This is a genomic window from Burkholderia sp. NRF60-BP8, assembly GCF_001522585.2.
In the GTDB taxonomy this organism is placed as follows: Bacteria; Pseudomonadota; Gammaproteobacteria; order Burkholderiales; family Burkholderiaceae; genus Burkholderia.
Genome location: NZ_CP013373.1, coordinates 746,611 through 767,270, shown reverse-complemented (window position 1 = coordinate 767,270; position 20,660 = coordinate 746,611). Strand labels below are relative to the sequence as shown.

The 20,660-nt window shown below is 54.5% G+C and carries 14 protein-coding genes and 1 pseudogene; 9 read left to right on the top strand and 6 right to left on the bottom strand.

Annotation, left to right across the window (positions count from 1 at the left end; genetic code table 11):
• Positions 1-2 precede the first annotated feature (2 nt).
• Genes WS54_RS16690 through WS54_RS16680 form a run of 3 tightly spaced genes read right to left on the bottom strand, consistent with a single transcriptional unit; the run spans position 3 to position 3,526 of the window.
• Positions 3-1,541 carry an LTA synthase family protein gene (locus WS54_RS16690; protein WP_059779310.1) on the bottom strand — a complete coding sequence of 513 codons (1,539 nt, stop codon included), beginning with the start codon at positions 1,539-1,541 and terminating at the stop codon, positions 3-5.
• 1 nt (position 1,542) lies between these two features.
• Positions 1,543-2,328: an SDR family NAD(P)-dependent oxidoreductase gene (locus WS54_RS16685; RefSeq protein WP_082725002.1), complete on the bottom strand. Its 786-nt coding sequence runs from the start codon at positions 2,326-2,328 to the stop codon at positions 1,543-1,545.
• Positions 2,321-3,526 (bottom strand): capsule biosynthesis protein, encoded by a 1,206-nt coding sequence (locus WS54_RS16680; RefSeq protein ID WP_059779305.1) that lies wholly within the window; start codon positions 3,524-3,526, stop codon positions 2,321-2,323. Before WS54_RS16680 ends, WS54_RS16685 begins: the two co-directional genes overlap by 8 nt.
• Positions 3,527-4,747: 1,221 nt before the next feature.
• Here WS54_RS16680 and WS54_RS16675 point away from each other — a divergent pair.
• The 7 genes from WS54_RS16675 to WS54_RS16645 all read left to right on the top strand — a co-directional run bounded on the left by WS54_RS16675 (position 4,748) and on the right by WS54_RS16645 (position 14,875).
• The gene (locus WS54_RS16675; RefSeq protein ID WP_059779302.1) at positions 4,748-5,896 is read left to right on the top strand and encodes a hypothetical protein; all 1,149 of its coding nucleotides are present in this window, start codon (positions 4,748-4,750) and stop codon (positions 5,894-5,896) included.
• A complete protein-coding gene (locus WS54_RS16670) occupies positions 5,889-6,695 on the top strand; it encodes an ABC transporter permease (protein WP_108041910.1) in 807 nt (268 codons plus the stop codon). The genes WS54_RS16675 and WS54_RS16670 overlap by 8 nt, the downstream gene beginning before the upstream one ends.
• Positions 6,692-7,348, top strand: a complete 657-nt coding sequence (locus WS54_RS16665) for an ABC transporter ATP-binding protein (RefSeq protein WP_059779299.1) — start codon at positions 6,692-6,694, stop codon at positions 7,346-7,348. The genes WS54_RS16670 and WS54_RS16665 overlap by 4 nt, the downstream gene beginning before the upstream one ends.
• Before the next feature lie 111 nt (positions 7,349-7,459).
• Positions 7,460-9,682: a glycosyltransferase gene (locus WS54_RS16660; protein WP_059779296.1), complete on the top strand. Its 2,223-nt coding sequence runs from the start codon at positions 7,460-7,462 to the stop codon at positions 9,680-9,682.
• A 17-nt stretch (positions 9,683-9,699) separates the two neighbouring features.
• On the top strand, positions 9,700-10,914 hold the full coding sequence (locus WS54_RS16655; protein ID WP_082724990.1) for a glycosyltransferase family 4 protein: 1,215 nt from the start codon (positions 9,700-9,702) through the stop codon (positions 10,912-10,914).
• Complete coding sequence (locus WS54_RS16650; protein ID WP_059779294.1) at positions 10,911-12,293, top strand: sulfotransferase; 1,383 nt, start codon at positions 10,911-10,913, stop codon at positions 12,291-12,293. The genes WS54_RS16655 and WS54_RS16650 overlap by 4 nt, the downstream gene beginning before the upstream one ends.
• A gap of 284 nt (positions 12,294-12,577) precedes the next feature.
• Positions 12,578-14,875, top strand: a complete 2,298-nt coding sequence (locus WS54_RS16645; protein ID WP_236872793.1) for a glycosyltransferase family 2 protein — start codon at positions 12,578-12,580, stop codon at positions 14,873-14,875.
• A 115-nt stretch (positions 14,876-14,990) separates the two neighbouring features.
• On the opposite strand, the pseudogene rfbC reads toward WS54_RS16645, so the two are convergent.
• From rfbC to WS54_RS16630, 3 genes and pseudogenes are all read right to left on the bottom strand, one after another.
• Positions 14,991-15,437 (bottom strand): annotated as a pseudogene (gene rfbC, locus WS54_RS16640) (dTDP-4-dehydrorhamnose 3,5-epimerase); the annotation flags it as partial.
• A gap of 256 nt (positions 15,438-15,693) precedes the next feature.
• Positions 15,694-15,900 carry a sugar phosphate nucleotidyltransferase gene (locus WS54_RS34460; protein WP_335671905.1) on the bottom strand — a complete coding sequence of 69 codons (207 nt, stop codon included), beginning with the start codon at positions 15,898-15,900 and terminating at the stop codon, positions 15,694-15,696.
• 46 nt (positions 15,901-15,946) lie between these two features.
• Complete coding sequence (locus WS54_RS16630; protein WP_059779289.1) at positions 15,947-17,119, bottom strand: polysaccharide biosynthesis/export family protein; 1,173 nt, start codon at positions 17,117-17,119, stop codon at positions 15,947-15,949.
• A gap of 167 nt (positions 17,120-17,286) precedes the next feature.
• Here WS54_RS16630 and WS54_RS16625 point away from each other — a divergent pair, with 167 nt between their 5' ends.
• Both WS54_RS16625 and WS54_RS16620 read left to right on the top strand, forming a co-directional pair.
• Complete coding sequence (locus WS54_RS16625; RefSeq protein ID WP_059501054.1) at positions 17,287-18,438, top strand: glycosyltransferase family 4 protein; 1,152 nt, start codon at positions 17,287-17,289, stop codon at positions 18,436-18,438.
• Complete coding sequence (locus WS54_RS16620; protein ID WP_082724988.1) at positions 18,387-20,408, top strand: capsular polysaccharide export protein, LipB/KpsS family; 2,022 nt, start codon at positions 18,387-18,389, stop codon at positions 20,406-20,408. The genes WS54_RS16625 and WS54_RS16620 overlap by 52 nt, the downstream gene beginning before the upstream one ends.
• Positions 20,409-20,660 lie beyond the last annotated feature (252 nt).

Below are 20,660 nucleotides of genomic sequence, written 5' to 3'. Positions count from 1 at the left end.
TTTTATGTCGCTTTCTCGGATGCGTGCGGTTCTTCCGCGCGATTTCCGTCATCTTGTACCACATGCAGCAGTGCAACCCCAAGCTCTTCGGCTGCCAAATCCCGGCATTCTGGAGTATCTGTGCCGTAATTTCGCCAAATGAAGTAGTCGCTGGTTTGTGGAGAAACGCCCAGCTTTTCGAATACGTGCGGTAGAGCGGGAACGTGATCGCCGTAAAAGCAAACGACTGTTTCACGATCGCTGGCGCGCAAATGATCGAGCAAGCGACCGATCATTGCGTCGGCGTTTTCAATGTGTCTCAGATAGGCAGTCAGATCGCGCCAGGATGCGCCCTCGCCCAAAGTATGCCGTGAAGAGGATTCTCCAGGCAAAACCTGCTCGAGATGCAGCGGGCCGTGGTTTTCCATCGTCATCGCGAAGATGAAGCGCGGTTTCTCGCGCTCGCTTTCCAGTGCGGTGATCACCGCGTCCAGCACGGCGGCATCGGAGATATACGGGCCAGCACGCGGCGCGTCGGCAAAGTATTCGATGTCGAGGAATGTGTTGAATCCGAGCAACGGAAAGACACGATTTCGGCCAAAGAAATCGGCGTAATACGGATGCAGCGCGAGCGTTTCATAGCCGCCGCGGCCAAACCAGCTTGCGATCGACGCGCATGCGCGACGCACGAACGCATACGGATAAAAACGCGCGTAGCCGAGGCGCTCGAACGACAGGCCGGTCAGCACCGAAAATTCCGTGCGCATCGTGTTTGCGCCCCAGGCTGGCACCGTCAGTTCACCATAAACAGTCGCCTCCTGGCAGGCCCGATCGAATCGGGAAAGAATATCGCGATTGATTGCCGGCCCCACTCTACGAACGTCAAAAAAGGATTCGCTCTGGATCACAACGACATCCGGACATTTAGCCGGGGCACCGGAGACGAATACCCCCACCCCCATCTGCCGCTCGAATTCTCGGACTGTGGAAATGCGCAAGCCATTCAGCAAATAGGCGGCGAATACTGCAAAAAAGCCGAACCGCCTCCGATCGTCCGCAGCGACAAGCGATAGCTCGAGATCAGCGGCAAACCAACGCGCGCACAGAAAACACATCGCCGCACCCAACATGGCAACACCGCGAAAGCTAGGAAACAACGGACGCTCGAGCACGTAGCCGCTCATCAGCAATATCACGCCGGTCGCAATCGCAACTACCTTGCCTCCGCTCAGGAACGGCAGGTAGAGACGTGGATGGGAGAAAAGTTGACTGAACAGACTGAGGTCCGTGAACACGAAAGGCTCGAGCAACGACTCGTACTTCGCATTGTTCACGGCAGCTAGAAGACCAACAAGTGCAACAGAAACAAACGCTGAAAAGAGCGGCCGAATGGTTAGCGAGAACACCACGCAAAACACGCACACGACTGCGAACGCGTGTAACAAGACGGCAGCCAGCGGCCGATGCCACGCGCCTCGAGGGCGGGCGATCAAATCGAGGCCAAAGGACAACACCAGTGCCGCTGCAACTGCGAGACCATGCGTCGCAAGTTCCCCATTCAAGCTATCGCCCCTCTCGCGGAACGTAGGACAGGCGCGACAGTATGGCGTCTGCAATCCACGCCGGTAAAAAGTTAAGTAGTCGCATGCCTACTGCGAGCATTGCAGGAAAGGCAATTTCCGCACGTTTAGCCGCAAGCCCGGCACGTATGTGGCGGGCCGCCTTGTCGGCCGACCATATGAATGGTTTATCACCGGGAAACACTTCGCTCATCGACGTTTTTACGAATCCCGGCAAAACAATGGACATGACAATCCCGTCACGTGCAAGCAGCGGACGAACGGAGTCGCCATACGCCTTGATCGCCGCCTTGCTGGCGCAATAGGCCGGCGAGATAGCCATACCCCGCAGTGCTGCGATCGAACTGACCATTGCAATCTGCCCGCATTTGCGCTCACGCATCCTCTCGACCACCGGCAGGACTGCATGTAGAGTGCCGTAGAAATTGGTATCGTTGACTGTTACCGTTCGATCGAGGGCCTCCCAGTCGGAACTGGACGCGAGCGTGCTTGCTGTCCCTGCATTAGCGATCAACAGGTCGATTGGATAAGCGTCGTCGAATCGATGAAGCCATGCCTCCAGTTGCAACGCATTTCGAACATCAACACGACCGGCGACAACAGTTGCCCCCCGTTCACGACAAGCCGCTTCGCACGCGTTAAGTCTCGCTTCGTCACGAGCAACCAATCCAAGGACAACCCCAGGAGCGGCATAGTCTAGTGCCAATGCAAGCCCAATTCCGGAACTAGCGCCCGTAACGACTACGTGACGTACGCGCTCCTTAAGCACGAGCCGCCTCAAGCCGCACGACTGTGCGCTCAACCGCCATCGCAATTCCGCTACGGGTATAAAAGTCACCGTTGATCTGGGTGTGATGCATGATGTAGTCAAGGAATGCTTGATAAAGCGCCATGTCGGGACGATCGGCTTGCGTCCAGAAATCCTCAAGCGTCCCTTGCCAAGTGAGGCCTTTTATATCGTAGATCGCAGTTCCCAACGTGATAAGCGGTCGGCGATGGTGAACCGCGGACAGCCCCACCGTGCTATTCACAACCACGACGCCCCTTGCATGCTCCAGCAGAGTTGGCAAATGTCCGGAATCAATGAAACGCAGACGGTCGGCAAGACCCAGAACGCCAGCAAGCTGCGAGACGAACCTACGATAATTGATCAGTCCCGTGTCTAGTGGATGATTTTTGATCACTAGGAGGCTGCCTTGGGGCGAATGGACTGCAAACGACCGCACGACGCGATCAATTGCACTGCAGATTCCGTCAAACGGAGAATGAAAAACTATCTGCGCATCGGAATTGAGTTGCAACGGGAACAGATAATATGCACGCCCCTCATCAAGCAGCGCTTTCGTTACTTTGGTCGCCTCGCGACGATGCCTGCCTTGCTGGAGAGCGCGAAACCCTAATCCGGCATATTCAACCACACCGTTCTTCGGCCGATGCGATTGATAGTTAGGAAACCGCGCAGCGTAGAAAGCGTTAGCTGCGCGATACCGAATATCGTGCAACGAACGCTCGTAGAGATTGTAGCCAGTCGGCAAGCCCGCAGGACTTGGCGGAGTCACGCCGCGCTGGTCAAAATACCATTTCGGATCACGCGGCAGCAGTGAGCGCCCATTGACACCGTGCGCCTCGAGTGTTAGCCAGTGCGGCCGCACATAACCTTCCTCAAACACATGTACTTTCACACCCATTGCCTGCGATATTGGGTGAACATGCGCATGCACCTCACGACAATCGCCGAACATGAGGATGTCTGAATAGCTGCCTGCCTGCAGCATTTCCCGGTACCACCCTGGAAGGTCGCTCGCGCGGCCACTGTAGTTCAGAACGGGTCCTTTACAACTGTAAGCAAAATCCCCACCGCAGAAATTTACTCTGCGTACCGCATGCCCTCGGTCACGCAACGCAGACGCAAGCTGGCCGAAGAACGGTGAAGCCGTGCCCTGCAAGGCAAGGAAGGATCGATGCATCGATTTTTTGAGCGGAGCAAAAACAGGGCGCCCAAGAGCCCCCCCTTGGGAAACGAGCCTGTCTGGATGGTCTTGTTGGCGCTACGGGCTGGACAGCGGAGAATACATCATTACGCGGGAAAGAAATATAAAGCTCACAAAAATTTAAAATCAGTGTCGCTCCGACGCCGAAAAACGATAGCAATAGTCATATCAAGTCGTTATATAATCGCCGCTGCGCCGCTCCCCTTCCTTGCGCCGCCCTCCCTGCCATACCCTCAAACGTATCGGCAAATGCTCAAGCCCCCGAAGATGTCAGGCGTGTGAACCAAGCGAAATTCAACCGAGAAAGCGGTATCAGTTGATGGGATCTGTTGTTTTTCGGGTTAATCCGGCTGCGTCCAGTTCCTCCATCATGACAGGTGATGTGCGGAAGTATTGGTACGAGCCGAGCATGTGGCGGCAAAGGCTGGTGCCCCAGGAAATTCCTCTGGCCGCTGGAACTTGTCAAGCAGCCCTCGACCGCCAGACGACCGAGGCAAAATCGGCGAGATCGCTCGGTCTGTCAGTTCGAAGCGGGAGGGTGCGGTTTTGCGCTGCGTCCGTTGGTCTATCCGTTCCGCTGTTACCGGAATCACACAATGCGCTGAACCTGCTCGCCTCACCGGCAACATCGAGCAGAGAACCACGCAGCGCCGGCCCCATTGTAGCTATCAGTTCACCGACCCGGCTGCACAAGCGATCCGGAGCACAACCTCACAACGCAATGGCAAACTACGCAACCGCTCGCCGAGGGACAACTCGCCGCCGACGCTCCGCTATGCCTCCATTATTGAGCGATTGCTGGAGCGCTTCTCGTTGGAACGCTAAAATCGCTCGACGAAGGATGCGCACCGCTGGACTACTGGCTCAGCGGCAATCCAGCCGCGCTGTACCGGGTATCACCGACATTGCGCATCGCCTTCGGGGCCCTAATCGCAGGCCGTCGTCCGTGCGTCGATGAAATCCAGGGAATCGGCCGACTAGGTACTCGACTCGAATGTCCGACTCGCTTTCCTACATAGCCGATCTGTTGTTCGACATCATCGTCTCGGAAAACTGCCGATCGTGCTCGAATTCGCAACACCGACCCGTCTGCCGTGCACCGCAGCTTACTTGAGATTTTTTGATAGCTGCACCGTACGTTCCCGTTTGATGCGACACGTTCGCCAAACCCCACTCTTTGATTGTGATCGATTCGAAATGGAAGTTACCGCTTCTTCCGCAGCGCGCCGAGAGTCGCTGGTGCACAAAGTAACGAACAAGCTTCGTCGCGCCAGCCCGCTCTTCATTTGTACGGTGGTCATTCCGACAGTTATTGCCACGACGTACTATGGTCTGATCGCATCCGACGTCTACATCTCAGAATCCCGCTTCGTGGTGCGGAGCCCCGAACGCCAATCTCAAAGCACTCTCGGCGCATTGCTTACCAACACCGGGCTGTCTCGCTCACAGGACGACAGCTATACGGTCGAGGACTACATCTTGTCGCGCGACGCGCTGAAGCGCTTAAACGAAAAAATTGACCTCGTCGGCGGTTACTCGGCACCGGCAGTCGACATATTCAGCCGGTTTGGCGGCTTTTCGTTCGACAAGAGCTTTGAAGCGCTTTACCGCTACTACCAGAACAAGATAACGGTCCAGCTCGACTCGGCATCTTCGATCACGACCCTCACCACGCGTGCGTTCACGCCGGAGCAAGCATACGCTGCGAACGAAAACCTCATCGAGATAAGCGAGGGTCTGGTCAACCAGCTCAACAACCGCGCACGCGAAGACATGATCAAGTTTGCATCGCGCGAAGTGGAGACGGCCGAACAACGCGCTAGAACCGCAGCACTTAATCTTTCGGATTACCGGAACAAGAAGGGCGTAATCGACCCGGAACGGCAGTCGGCCCTGCAGCTTCAGCAGGTCGCCAATCTTCAGGATGAAATGGCCGCGGCTACGGTCACACTCAACCAGGTCAGACAAGCGTCGCGCGACAATCCACAAATCCCGATCCTAGAGAGCCGGATCAGCTCGCTGCGCGACGAGATTGCCAAAAGAAGCAGTCAAGTTACTGGCGGTGACCGTTCGCTTGCCAACAAGGCCGCCGAGTATGAACGCCTCTCCCTCGAGCGAGATTTCGCCGATAAGCAACTCGCGGTCGCACTCGCTTCGCTCGAGCAAGCCCGGAACGACGCAATGCGCAAGCAACTTTATCTCGAGCGTGTCGTGCAACCGTCCAAGCCGGATATGGCACTCGAACCGCGTCGCCTGCGGAGTATTCTTGCGACCTTGATCCTCGGTATTATTGCCTGGGGTGTTCTAACGATCCTGATCGCCGGCATTCGAGAGCATCGTGACTGACACGACAACGACCATCAAGCCTTCTCTCTGGCGCTCGTTCGAGATCCAGCGCCAGGTCATTTTCGCGCTAATAATGCGCGAGATTATCACGCGGTATGGACGCCACAATTTCGGCTTTCTGTGGCTCTTTCTTGAGCCGATGATGTTCACGTCGGGGGTAACGATCGTTTGGTCTCTCGGTCACTTCACCCATGGATCGAATTTGCCTATTGCCGGCTTCGCCGTGACTGGTTACTCGTCACTGCTCGTCTGGCGAAACTCGGGCAACCGCTGTTCGAAGGCAATCGAGCCGAACCTGAGCTTGCTGTATCACCGCAATGTCCGGGTACTCGACGTCTTCCTATCACGCTTGATACTCGAAACGGCTGGCGCCACCGCATCCCTGTCGCTCCTTATCCTTATATTTACCGCGCTTGGCTTGGCTTCGCTTCCTGCCGATCTGCTTACGATGACGATCGGCTGGCTGATGCAATGCTGGTTCGCATTCGCCATTGGCCTGACGATCGGCGCCGCCTCCGAGCGCTCGGAGGTGTTTGAGCGCGTCTGGCACACCGCCACGTACCTCCTCTTTCCGTTCTCGGGTGCCGTGTTCATGGTCGACTGGCTACCGAAGGCGGTACATCCATACATTCTCGTGTTACCGATGGTTCATGGTGCTGAAATGATTCGGCACGGGTACTTCGGGAACATTGTCCGCACGCACGAAAACCTGCTCTACTTTATTGCCGCCAATTCGGTATTAACGTTGGTCGGGATGATGCTGGTCAGAGACGTCAGCAAACGCGTGGAGCCAGAATGATCGCAATCAAAGCCGTCACAAAGGTTTATCACACCCGCCAAGGTCCACGCGTCGTCCTCGACAAGATCAACCTCAATGTGCAGAAAGGGGAAAAAATCGGCATCCTCGGCCGCAATGGCGCAGGCAAATCGACGCTCATCCGGATGATCAGCGGTGCCGAATTCCCGACCTCCGGCAACATTGAGCGGAATATGACCATTTCATGGCCACTCGCGTTCGGCGGGGCATTTCAGGGCAGCCTCACCGGATACGACAACCTTCGCTTCATTTGCCGTATCTACGGGGTGGATTTCGCTAAGGTTGCACCGTATGTCGATGACTTTTCCGAACTTGGAGTGTACCTACGGGAGCCGGTCAAAAAATACTCATCCGGGATGCGAGCGCGACTCGCGTTCGCAATTTCTCTAGCCGTCGATTTCGACTGCTTCCTGATTGACGAGATTGTGGCAGTTGGAGATGCACGCTTTCATGCGAAGTGCCATCACGAATTGTTCGAGAAAAGAAAGGACCGCGCCATGATTATAGTTTCTCACGACGCCGGATATATGCGCGAACACTGTGATCGCGCTGCCGTCCTCGTGTCCGGAAAGCTGCACAACTTCGACACGGTCGACAATGCGCTCGATTTCTACCACAACGAATCTAACGTTTGATTTTCTAGAGTTTTTCTTAATCCACAAACACCAATTGCATTCACGATCGATCGATATTCACCGCACTTTACTGCCACGAAAACCTGAACATCGATTTAAATTTGGCCGGCAATGAAAAAAATCTTTCTCAGATCTCGCAGAAATGCATCGGGCCGCGACACTACTCCGGCCGAACTCGACCTCTCGTTCTATCGCTGCTGGTACAACGATCTGGCGTCGCTGAGTGATGCACGACTGGTTATGCATTGGCGCAAGGAAGGGCCAGAAGAAGGCCGTCATCCTAATCTGAATGCGCTACTTCAGAAGGAACACCTCGACCCCGCCAACTTGCCCGAGGACTTTGCACCGGAGACCTATGTCGCACTCAATCCAGACATCAAGACCTCGTTGCCAAGCAGCTATCACGCGACTTATCACTATCTGAAAACCGGGGCTGCGCACGGCCGACCATTCCGGTTCGACTGGCAATTCTATGTCGATGCCTACCCGGACCTAGCTCACCTGAAGAGCAGAGAGGAGGCGATCCAGCACTGGCTCCAGCAGGGACGTCAAGACGGCCGATTTCCGTCACTCGACGACTTTCTCTCGTCGCTAGGCGTCACGCGCCGCGTGCTGCCCTCGCAATTGACTCTTGACGAAATTCACCGACTGAATCCGGACGAGCATTTCCCGAATTTCTTTACAGCACTCAAGGAAATCGCCACTCAGATTCCGGTACGCAAATTGTCGATTTCCGACGATGCCGCAACTAACGCCAACTTTTACCTCCAGCTCGCCCTACATCAAGAGCGCATCGAGTCTCGTTCACGGGCGGACGAGTTGTATCAGTTGTCGCTTCATTTTGCGCCTACAGCACTTGCGCACGAGCATCTCGGCAATCTTGCTGTTAATCGTCATGAGTTGCACCAAGCGGTCGCTCACTACCAGCATGCGCTGAAGCTCGGCTCCCGCTCAGAATGGGTGCCACAGAATCTCGCACATGCTCTGTCCAAGGTGCATCAATTTGACAAAGCAGTTGAAGTGCTGATTGCAGCGACCGCAACGCAATCCAATCTCGATCTTCTCTCCGACAAGCTCGACGACGTCCTGTACAACTACTGGTATACGCAGGAGCAGGTGTTCAACTGTCTTGCGATCAGCCACGAGCGCAACGCGCTTATCGAAACGTCAGAGGCTGCCACGAAGTTCGTTGCTGATGCATACGCCCGGTTTTTCACCGCCTACTCCATACAGCGCAAACTCTCGACCCCGATTCGCAGCAACCGTGTCCTGATCATCGGGACGTTTGATCTGCCGCAATGCCTACGGTATCGGATCGAACAGAAAGTCGAACAACTGGAACTTGCCGGATATCAGGCTACCGCCGCCAATTATCGCGATCATGACCAATGTGACGAGCTCGTCAATTTCCACGACGTCGTAATTTTCTACAGGGTACCCGCCTCGATCCGAACTATCCGCACGATTGAGCGCACCAGGGCACTCGGGAAAATCACGTTCTACGATATCGACGATCTGCTTATCGATCCGGTCAGCCCGCCGCCTATCGAATCATTCGGGGGCCAAGTATCGCTGCAAGTCTATGCAAACCTGACCAAAGATACCGCTGTATTCCGTGCAGCCGCGACGCTTTGCGATTTCGCAATATCGTCAACCAAGCCGTTACTCGACAAGTTGTCTGAACTGGTCAGATATCGGACGGGATTTCTCCATCGCAATGCGCTAGATGACATCATATTGAAGTCAACAAAAGCGGCCATAAACTCGTCGGGATATATTAATATCTTCTATGGCAGCGGAACACTAGCGCACAATAGCGACTTCATCGATATCGCACTGCCGGCAATCAACAAACTGCTGCAGAACTATCCGAAGGCGCGCCTCGTCACAATCGGCCATCTCAAGCTCCCTTCACAGTTCCTAAAGAAGCACGGGCATCAGGTCGTCCAGTTCCACTCCGTACTTGAACCAAAGAGTTACCTGAATTTTCTGTCATCGGTTGACATCAATCTCGCCGTTCTGCATGACGACGTCATTAACGACTGCAAAAGCGAGATCAAGTGGATGGAGGCCGCGTATTTCGGCATCCCCTCCGTCATGAGTAAGACGAAAAACTACGTTGACACGATCGACCATGGGGTCACTGGCTTCCTGGCGACAAACCCCGAGGAGTGGTATGAATACCTCGAAAAACTCACGGTTGATGCGTCCCTCCGGAAACAAATGGGCGTCGCCGCGCAAAAGCATATTCAGTCAACGTACATGCCTGAAACGCTTTCCGAAAACATCGTCAACTTCATCGATTCTGCTGTTCGCCAGCATTCAGAAATCTAATTACACGCCGCGAAGCCATGAGTAACAACAGACCGAAAATTGCCATTGTCAATGTCTTTTTCCCGCCTCAGGCAATCGGGGGAGCAACGCGCGTCGTTGCCGATCAGGTGCAACTTCTGACGGAACGGTATTCTGAGAATTTCGATCTGGTCGTATTCACGAGCGACGCGCACAATCATAAACCGTACATGCTGCGCCCGTACGTCCACAATGGGGTGCGTGTCTATTCGACGTCGATTCTGTGGCGCGTCAACATGGACTGGCACGAAACCGATCCGAAAATTGGGGAAATCTTCGACAAATTTTTGGAATTCGAGAAGCCAGATCTAATCCATTTTCATTGTATTCAACGCCTCGGCGGGGGCATTGTCGAAGCAGCACGAAGTCGGGGTATTCCGTACTATGTCACGGCTCATGATGCGTGGTGGATTTCCGACTATCAATTTCTAACCGATACGAAGGGAAATGTTTACTCCGACGGACATCCCGATCCATTCTCAAAGTATCAGCTACCGGAAGGTATTACCTGGGAGGAATCTCTTCAGCGTCGCAACTACCTCAAGGCGCTGCTCGCCGACGCCGAAGAGGTGTTGTGTGTCTCGGAAACATATACGAAACTCTACCAGGGTAACGGTATCTCCAATTGCCTGACAAATCGTAACGGAATTTCTGATTTTGTTAACTGGAAGGCAAAGGACACGGCATATAGCAAACGCGTCGTCTGCGGGCATATTGGTGGAATGGCCACCCACAAGGGATTCTTTTTATTTCGCGACGCCGTCATGCGAAGCCGCTCTAACAATATCGAGGCACTGGTCGTCGATCATTCACAACCGGAGAACTTCTTCGAAAAAACCCTTTGGGGTGACGTGCCCGTCACCGTTATTGGCCGCGTCGCACAACAACGAATCATAGATGTTTACGGGCGTATCGACGTACTGTTCGCTCCTTCGCTCTGGCCTGAAAGCTTCGGGTTGGTTACCCGGGAAGCAGTTGCCTGTGGCTGTTGGGTTGTCGCATCGAATGTCGGTGCTATCGGAGAAGAAATCACCGAAGAAAACGGCTTTGTCGTAGATCCAACAGCAGATGCTATCTCGTCAACGCTGGACATCATCGATCAAAATCCAGGAAAATACAAACAACGATCCACGTCAGGAAACATACGCTACTCCTCGCAGCAAATTAATCAGCTTGCCGAACTGTTCAATCATAAATTGACAAAACAAAAATGATCGAAAATCTTTTCATGAGCGTCGGCGCGATGAAAGCATCAACGTCGTGGCTTTATACACAACTTAAAGATCATCCCGACATTTATTTTCCGCCCCAGAAAGAAATACACTATTTCTCTCATGTTAGGCAACATTGCGACTTCGAATCCCGAGACAACCGTGTCCGTGCACTCGCCTCTTATCTCGATCAACAGAACGGTTATTCTGGCGACTTCGTAGAAGACAACGCCACCGAATTCAAATGGTACGGGCGGTATGCCGCACAGCATGAAATCGATGATCGATGGTATCAGTCGCTATACCAGGACGCTGGAAGTGCCAAGTATTGTGCCGACTTCTCGAATCTGAACAGTTGTCTCGATGAAGCCGGGTGGCAACTGGTTCGAGCAAATGCGAAAAATATCCGGGCAGTTTACGTGCTCCGTGACCCACTCGAACGAGTTTGGTCGCACTATAAGTTTGAGCTGGCCTGGAACGGACTCGCTCATGAGATCTCACATGAGTACTTTCAGCGATTCCAAGAAACACTCGATCAAGATTGGTTCTGGAAGCATGCGCGCTACGATCAGATTATCAAAAATCTCCGAGGGTTCCTAGCGGATCACGAACTCCGAATCTTCTACTTTGAGGATTTTCGCAAAAACCCCCGAGAAGCACTGGCAAGTGTATGCGATTTCCTCGAAATCGACCATCAATTCCCAGCGATCGATAATGCAAACGACAAGGTCAACTCGTCTCCAGAGGTTCGAATCCCTGACGAATTTCTTGTTTATTTGGCAGATCGACTTCAGCCGATCTATGACGAACTTGACGGGCTCGGGATCGGTCATATCGACTGGCGTCGCCACGAGCAACGCACGACCACCATTGCGCACCGAAATCGGCGGACGGCTGCATCGGACTATTACTCCGAAGATCCGCTTGTACTTCGAACGTTGATCGACAACTACGAGAAGGAGTTGAGCTCGCTCGGTACGATGCTCGGAAGCAAAGCTGAAGAGATCTCACGTCTTCGGCAGTTGTGCCTAAATTACGAAGAACGGATCCTGCAGCAGGATCGCATCATCTCCAGCCTGAGCCCTGGCGCAACCGCATCCAACTGGGCAACATTTGAGGCAGACACCGTGAACACTAGCGCGACATCAATCGCACATGGTTCCTCATTTCATGTCGCGAGCATCATGGACCAAACATTCATGTTGTCGCCCAACGAAACCGTCGACTTCACGGAAAATACCCCCCTTATCGGCACGTCACCCGAATCAGCCATTGAATCGATGGGAAACGAGAAATTGCCGAGCAAGTTCGCTAATACTGAGTGTGCTGCAAAGCAGAACATCCCATCGGGCGTTCGCGGATCGGACAATATCGCGTCGTGATCATGCACGGCATCGACGCTTCGACATGCATCGCGGTGGGAAGAAACGCGCTCCGGCAAACGCTCGGTGCCCTTGGGGCCGATATCTATTGACAAAACTGCAGCGCATATTGTTCGACCAACAACAACATCCCGCCGCGCCTATGCAGTAGACATGCTTCCCGTGCTTGATAGCATTGGTCTGTATGAGTAGCCCGTGCGCAGCAAACGGGAGAAGTAACGAGCTCCAGCTAGACTGGCGTTCATCGCAGCCAAATACGTTTCATTGCTTACCGACAAAGTTAAATGCCCGCCCAATCCATTCCGTTTATTCGCCGCGCGTTCTTATTCAAACTGGCGCCCATACAAGACGTGGCGATAGACGACACTCGATCGAATACGTGGACATCTATTGGTACCGACCCCACGTTCGAACTAATTCCGATAGATGGTACATATCCTCGTGGGTGGGTGTATATGCAATCATCTTTGGTTCGACGTGGCGCACAGCTTCAGGCACAACTTTATGTCGACAGCGGCTCAGGGTTTTCCGAGGCAGAATGCATTGTTGTTCCCACGACTCGGCCCGGAAACATCAAGCACATATTTAAGCTTCCGCCAACTGTTCGTGCACTTCGTTGGATACCGATGCGAGGCAAGGGTGTGATCGTCCAACAGCCGATCGTCATGACCGCAATAACTGAAATCGAGCGTGTCGCGAGGATGGTCGAATGGGTTGCGAGCGACATCTGGAAGTTTAGAAAAACCAATCAAGCGAAGCAGTACTCGCTAAAGACAAGACGCATCTTCTTTGATCTCCTCGGCGCCTATGATGACTGTGCAAAACTCAGGATTCATTCCGCACCGCCTTCCTATCAGACATTCATCGATAATTACACTGCATTGAGCAATGCAGACGAAGCCGCGATTCGATCCCATATCGCACAATTTTCGCAGAAACCGCGAATTTCGATTGTAATGCCAACGTTCAATCCTCCATTAAGTTATCTCAAAGAGGCAATCGACTCGGTACGAGATCAACTGTATTCAAATTGGGAGTTGTGCATTGCAGACGATTGCTCCACCGCTAGCGACGTTCGACCGTTCCTGACATCATTACCTGTAATAGATTCGCGTATCAAGGTACATTTCAGGGACGTCAACGGCCACATATCAGCCGCATCGAATAGTGCACTGGCAATCGCTAAAGGTAGTTTCGTTGCACTTCTCGACCAGGATGATCTTCTGCCGAAACATGCACTCTACCATGTTGCGCTGGAGATCAATCGCTTCCCCGACGCAAACGTGATCTATTCTGATGAAGATAAGATTGACAACGCAGGCAATCGAAGCGACCCGTATTTCAAGAGTGACTGGAACCCCGATCTTTTCCTTTCGCACAACATGATTTCACATCTGGGTGTATACCGAGCCTCTCTGCTTCGTGAAATCGGGGGATTTCGCATTGGTTATGAAGGCAGCCAAGATTACGATCTGGCACTGCGATGCGTGCGCGCCAGTCGACCGGCTCAGATCCGACACATTCCACATGTCCTTTATCATTGGCGCCTTCATGACGAATCGACGGCGGCCAATCCAAACGCCAAACACTACGCCTATGACGCCGCATTGCGTGCCATACAGGACTTTCTCTCAGACAAACCGGGCGTGCGTGTCGAGCATGGCCATATCGTTGGAACCTACCGCGTCATCTATCCGATTCCAGAAAGACAGCCTCAGGTCAGCATACTGATTCCGACACGTAACGGCCGGAATATTCTGAAACAATGCATCGAGAGCATCCTCCGCAAAACCAAGTATAAAAATTACGAGATAGTCGTCGTTAACAATCAGAGTACATGCTCCGAAACAATAAGTTACCTGAAGCAGATCTCGAATCACGAAAAAATTCGCGTCATAAACTACGATGCGCCGTTCAACTATTCCGCTATCAACAATTTTGCGGAAAAACATGCAAACGGCGAGATTATTGGTTTGCTGAACGATGACGTCGAGGTCGTCTCACCTGACTGGTTGAACGAAATGGTATCCCAAGCACTTCGACCCGAAGTCGGCGTCGTTGGGGCCAAACTACTCTATTCCGACGGTTTTGTTCAGCATGCGGGTGTAGTCATTGGTATCGGCGGCTTTGCGGGTCACGCGCATCGCCTGCATCCCGGAACGCACCCTGGCTACGCGGGGCGCGCCGTACTAACGCAGAACTTCTCGGCGGTTACCGCCGCCTGCCTGGTTGTTCGACGATCGGTTTACCGGGAACTCGGCGGCTTCAACGAACAGGATCTGACCGTCGCGTTCAATGACGTTGATTTCTGTTTACGCGCAGGCGCGGCGGGATACCACGTTACATGGACGCCTTATGCGGTCCTGTACCATCACGAATCATATTCACGGGGTAGTGACCAAGCATCGGCGGAGAGCCGCGCGAGATTCGAACGAGAAAAAAACTACATGCGGGCACGATGGAAAACGGATTCCAAGCCGGACCGCTTCTACAACCCCAACCTGACGTTGGAAAAAGAAGATTTTACCTTGGCGCACCGTCCGCGCGGCGAACGCCCTTGGTTACCGTTCATGAAGCAATAAGTCCTTCTGCCGACTAACCTAGCGGACACCTCGGCGTTTAGAAATATGCAGCGTCTTTGAATGCCGAGGCCGCACACCCCTTGTCCGAAACGGGGCCGTCGTTGGTAACTGGTCATTCGATCACTAATATCGGATCGCCCCAACGAATGACCCCGCTCGGCGTCTGGGTACCAGTATTCGGTTGTCTTGTATAGGAATTCGGCTGTATCCGACATCACGGCCAAGCCGTGAGCAAACTCCTCAGGCATCCACCCTCAGGCAGAGTCACGCCGACCCAGTGACCAAACGTCGGCGGCGGGCGCCGAATATCGACCGCGACATCAAATACTTCACCCGCGACAATACGGATCAGCTTTCCGGTGCATGATGGATTTGATAATGCAGCCCCTCACGACGTTCCTTGCCGACCTCGAGTGATTGTCCTGCACGAAAGTGATTGACTGACCGATTGTTTCTTCAAAGGAGCGGTGATTGAAACTCTCAAAGAAAAAACACGCGTATCACCAAACACCTTTGGTTCCAATATCTTGACATTCGGAATGATCGCATCGATGCCATTCATTGAACCTTGCCCTCCTTCAGAAGATTCCGCAAGTAGCGCCCGTATCCGCTCTTGCTGAGTGGCTGTACAAGTTGCTCAAGCTCTCTGCATCAATGTAGCCTTCCGGTATGCAACCTCCTCGACGAAGGCGATTTTCAGGCCTCGTCGATGCTCCATCGTAGCAATGAAGTGCGATGCTTCGAACATCAAATCGTGTGCTCCGGTGTCAAGCCAAGCATAGCCGCGCCCATTGTTTTTACATCGAGCAACCCTTCTTTTAGGTACAGTCATTGAGATGGGTGATCTCAAGCTCGCCGCATGACGATGATTTGATCGACTTCGCGAAGTCGACCACACGTTCATCGTAAAAGTACAGAACCGTCACCACGTAATGGGATTTCAGTATTGCTGGCTTTCCCCCAATACCAACTGCTTTCCCTGCATGGTCGAACTCCACAACACCATACCGCTCGGGGTCTTGCATGTGATAGGCGAACACGCTAGCACCCGGTATTTTAATTGTAAAGCCATTACTTGAATGTCTGCACACCGGTAACAACGGGGTAAGCGACAGAAAATACCAAATTAAGTACCTTCTGAATATCCGTGATCGGTGCGTTCGACACGTATAGCAGATCCTTGTTGTCCATCATGAAGCTCTGAGACACGAAGAACGAATTGGGATCATGCAAGTTGAGTCGATAAATAACAGGAACCCTGCCATCCGCCGTGACTCGGACCGGTAAATTGGGCCACGCAAGTGCATTCGCCTTTTCCATTCTGAAGACGAACACACCCTTGGCGTCGGAACGGGAATCCTGCAAACCGCCAGCCCGCGCAAGAGCTTGCGCAAGCGTGATGCCTTGCGCTTCAAAGTTAATTTCCTGATTCTTGCCAGTCGCACCAAGCGCCATGAAACTGTAAGGTTGGAACAATGCAGTTACGACATCCCCCGCGCGCAACGGAATGTTCTGCCTCGGATCGCGAATAACCGTTTGCAGCGGCAACGATACGACTTCGTTGCCACGCGTGACCTGTAGCGTGATCTTATCGATCGGTTGCCGAACACCGCCCGCGTTTGCGAGCGCGTCCAACAAACGTTCGCCACGAGCGGAGAGTTGCATTCGATTGCTGCTTACGACATCCCCGACAACCGTCACGTACGACGTTGCGTTACGCGATAGCTTGACAAGCACCTGTGGATCGTGCGCAATGTTCTTCAGGCGCCCGGTAATGTCAGCTGCGAGTTGCACCGGCGTCCGTCCGATAGCCTTCACGTTACCCACGAACGGCACATTTATCATGCCACTTCCGTCGATGGTCTGGTCCGGCAGGACTGTAACGCGGGCATTGCTAGGGCCGCCTCGACTGTCGCCCTGTAGTGCACCGAACAAGGTCGCTGGAGGGGCTTCCCAGATCGACACTTCAATCGAGTCCCCCACGCCGAGTTGCTGACGAAACTGAGCCGTATCACCCAGTGCTGTCGCAAAATCCGCTTGTCCGCGCTCCGCGTGGAGCTTACGCGCGACGTCATCGGTCATATCGACGACTTGGATGCCCGCAGCCTCGGCTGCATTGTTCGAGGAATCAGCGACTTGATTAATACGTGCAGTGCTCGGTCCGGATGTCGGAACAACGGAACACCCGGTAAGCAAGCCGACTATCAAGGTGGGCAGTACAGCACGACTGAGCAAATGCGGCATGTGATGCGGTCGATAAATATGGGCTGGCGCGAATTGTCGCACAATGCAACATGCCATAGAATAACGGGTTGGAAAATTGTTGCATCCGAACTCGCAACCTTAACGGGGTACAAAGCCCTCTCCGGAACAACATCCCCCACCTCCCGGCACACTCTTATTTCAACCGAGTGACAAACATTCTCCTCGACGTCACCCGCCTGACCACGCGCCACTACGACGGACTCATCCCGACGGGAGTCGACCGGGTTGGACTCGCGTATATCAGGCGATACGGAAATCACGCACGGGCGGTTTTCAGTGAACGGGGTTTCTCAACCGTCCTGACTGAAAGCAATTCCCAACGCATCTTCAATCTGTTGCTCTCGCCTCGGCGGGAGAAAAACGAGGTGCGTTCAATTGTTGCGCGGGCACTACTGAATCGGTTCAACAGAGATCGATTTGAACGAGCAATATTGTTGCATACAAGCCACAACGGGATGGAATTTCCACGATACTACCGGACCATGCGTGCACTAAACGCTCGTCCAGTTTTTATGGTCCACGACCTGATTCCGTTGACGCATGCAGAATATTGCCGCCCTGGCGTCGACGCGACTCATCGTCTGCGTATTCGTACAGCATTGAAGCACGCGAGCGGTCTAATCGCGAACTCGCATGCGACGCTTGACGAACTAGCCATCGAGGCTCGGCGCGCTGGGCTTTCGCTGCCGCCGAGCGTCGTTGCACATCTCGCACCTGCAGTCTCGCATTACGCGCCAGCGCCGCCCCCCCTCGACGCACCCTACTTCGTAATGCTCGGTACCATCGAACCGCGCAAGAATCATTGGTTCGTCCTGCATCTCTGGCGCCGCCTTGCGGAACGCTTGGGAACAGCAGCGCCACGACTCGTGATCATCGGTCGTCGCGGCTGGGAATGCGAAAACGTGGTCGACATGCTCGAACGCTGCGCAGAGCTTCGCGGTCTAGTGCACGAAGAGTCGAATTGCTCCGACGAGCGCCTTCACGCACTGCTCCAACATGCGCGGGCGCTCCTCTTTCCGTCTTTCGTCGAGGGCTACGGCCTGCCGCTTGTCGAGGCGCTGATGCTGCGCGTGCCCGTCATTGCGAGCAATCTCGCAATCTTCCATGAGATCGCCGCTGACATTCCCGACTACCTCGACCCGCTTGACGGCACCGATTGGATCAACCGAATCCTCGCATACGTGCCGGCCAACAGCCCCGAACGCTCAGCTCAAATGGCTCGGGTTGCCCATTTCCGTGGACCAACATGGTCCGAACACTTCGAGCGAGTCGACGCGTTTCTCGACTCACTCGCTTGACGCGACGACGAATCTCAGGAGCAGCCACGTTGCGCATCGAGAACGTACTGATCCGCCGACAACGGCGCGCCTGTTCATCCCCGCACCGAACCAGTGCATCGGCAACTACGACAGTATGGCCCGGACCGCTCGCTGCACGGCCATCCCCTTCCGCAGTAAAGCTTTCGTGGTTCCAGGTGTCCGTCGAGAGGGCGCCGCAGAACGCGCTGATAGACTCGCTCGACGCAATTCTCCGCTCAGAACCACGGCTCGGCACATCAAGACGAAACGCAACACTGATGTCTCGCGTACTTGAGAGTGATGCACTGCATCTGCGTAGCCGGATCGATCCATTACCGGATGCGCTGCGCCTCAACAATGGAAGCAAACATGTTGTCGTCATGGACGAGCGCATCCGTTCAGAGATCGACGTGGGCGTGTCCGTGCGCGACCGATGTCGTCAATTCTCGGCGCTGCTCCGCCACCTCGCGGAATTTCAATCGGACGCACAAGTCTGGATCTTGCGTAGCAACGATCCCGGTAGAGGGCCCTGGTTGTCAGAACGGGCACGTTTGCCTCATAACGTACACCCAGTCTCCGGCTCAAGCTCACTGCGCGATATCCTACGACAAGCGAACCATATCTATACGGTTGCCGCCTCGGAAGGCATGGCGGCACTGCTCGCTGGGGTGCCCATCTACGTGTTCGGCGCCCCCTATTATGCTGGCTGGGGACTCACGAATGATGCGCAGCCACTGCCCGGACGTCACGCGCGCCCCACACTCGCCGCTCTGTTTGAAGCCGTCTTTTCGCGGTCGGCCCGCTACCTGGACCTTGAGACATACACGGTTGGCACACTCGACGCAGTTCTCGATGCTGTCGATCTACAGCATGCAGTTGCACACCGTTTTGCCGATCTGCGGCGCGTTGCCGGCATCCACTTTCAATGGTGGAAACGCCCTTTTGCAACGCCCTATCTGAATGCCGGCGGAGGTCGCCTACGCTGGAGTGCCCGACCGGCCACTCTCGGTACCGACGAACATGCGGTTTTATGGGGCGCACGCGACGCGACAGCGCTGCCTGCCACTACGCCGCGGGTGAGGATGGAGGACGGCTTCATCCATTCCAGCGGACTGGGTTCCGATATGTCTGCGCCACGCAGTCAGGTCATCGATCGGCGCGGAATCTATTTCGATGCCAGTGCGCCGAGCGATCTGTCGACCCTGCTCAACACGATAGATTTCCTTCCAGCGGAGTTGGCACGCGCTGCTGCACTACGAAGTCAAATCGTTGCGGGCGGCATCACTAAATACAACCTCGGGCGCAAAGCGCCTATCTGGTTGGCACCCGTCAATCAAAAGGTGGTGCTTGTCGTTGGTCAAGTTGCCGATGACGCATCTATCCGGCTCGGCGCGCGCGGCATCGATAATCTTGACGCACTGCTGCGCCGCGTACGCGAGCGTCGCCCCGATGCATTCATCGTGTACAAGCCTCACCCGGATGTGCTGTCTGGAAACCGGAACGGCCTCACCAATGCCGCCCAGTTGGCAAACATCGTTGACTCTGAGTCAGACATGATCTCACTCATCGAGGCGGCAGACGAGGTGCATACACTATCGTCTCTTGCCGGATTCGATGCGTTGCTGCGTGGCAAGACCGTCTGTACCTACGGGCTACCGTTCTATGCCGGGTGGGGCCTGACCGACGACGATCTCTCCCCTCTACCTTGGCGGGAGCGGACTTTGTCGCTCGATATGCTGGTGGCGGGCACTCTGCTGCACTACCCGCTTTACTGGGACTGGAAACTCCAGCTCTTCACAACCCCCGAAGCCGTCGTCAGCCAGTTGGCGGAGGCTGCTGCGCGTCCGCTGAGAAACGTCGCCCGGGATCGCTGGCGACCATATTTGAAAGCATTTCGCTGGACTCGCAATATCTTGCGCCATCTTTCGTGGCAGTATCGACGAGTCATGACTCGAGGCCACTCGGTCTAGCATTGCGTACGCAGCAGCTAAAGGCGACCAAATTGGCGCTTCGTAGCACCATGTTTTGCTAGAATGGCTCGCCTCGACAACTGAGGGCCGGCCTAGGTATTCCACATCAGCCTCCATCCAATCATTCTGTGCGGCCGCAACGGCAGCCGGCTCTGGCCGATGTCCCGCAGCAACTACCCGAAGCTGGCGGGCGAGCAGATATCGTCCGCTTTGAAGACACGTACGGCCGCGCGCCGAAGTAACCGGCCGTTG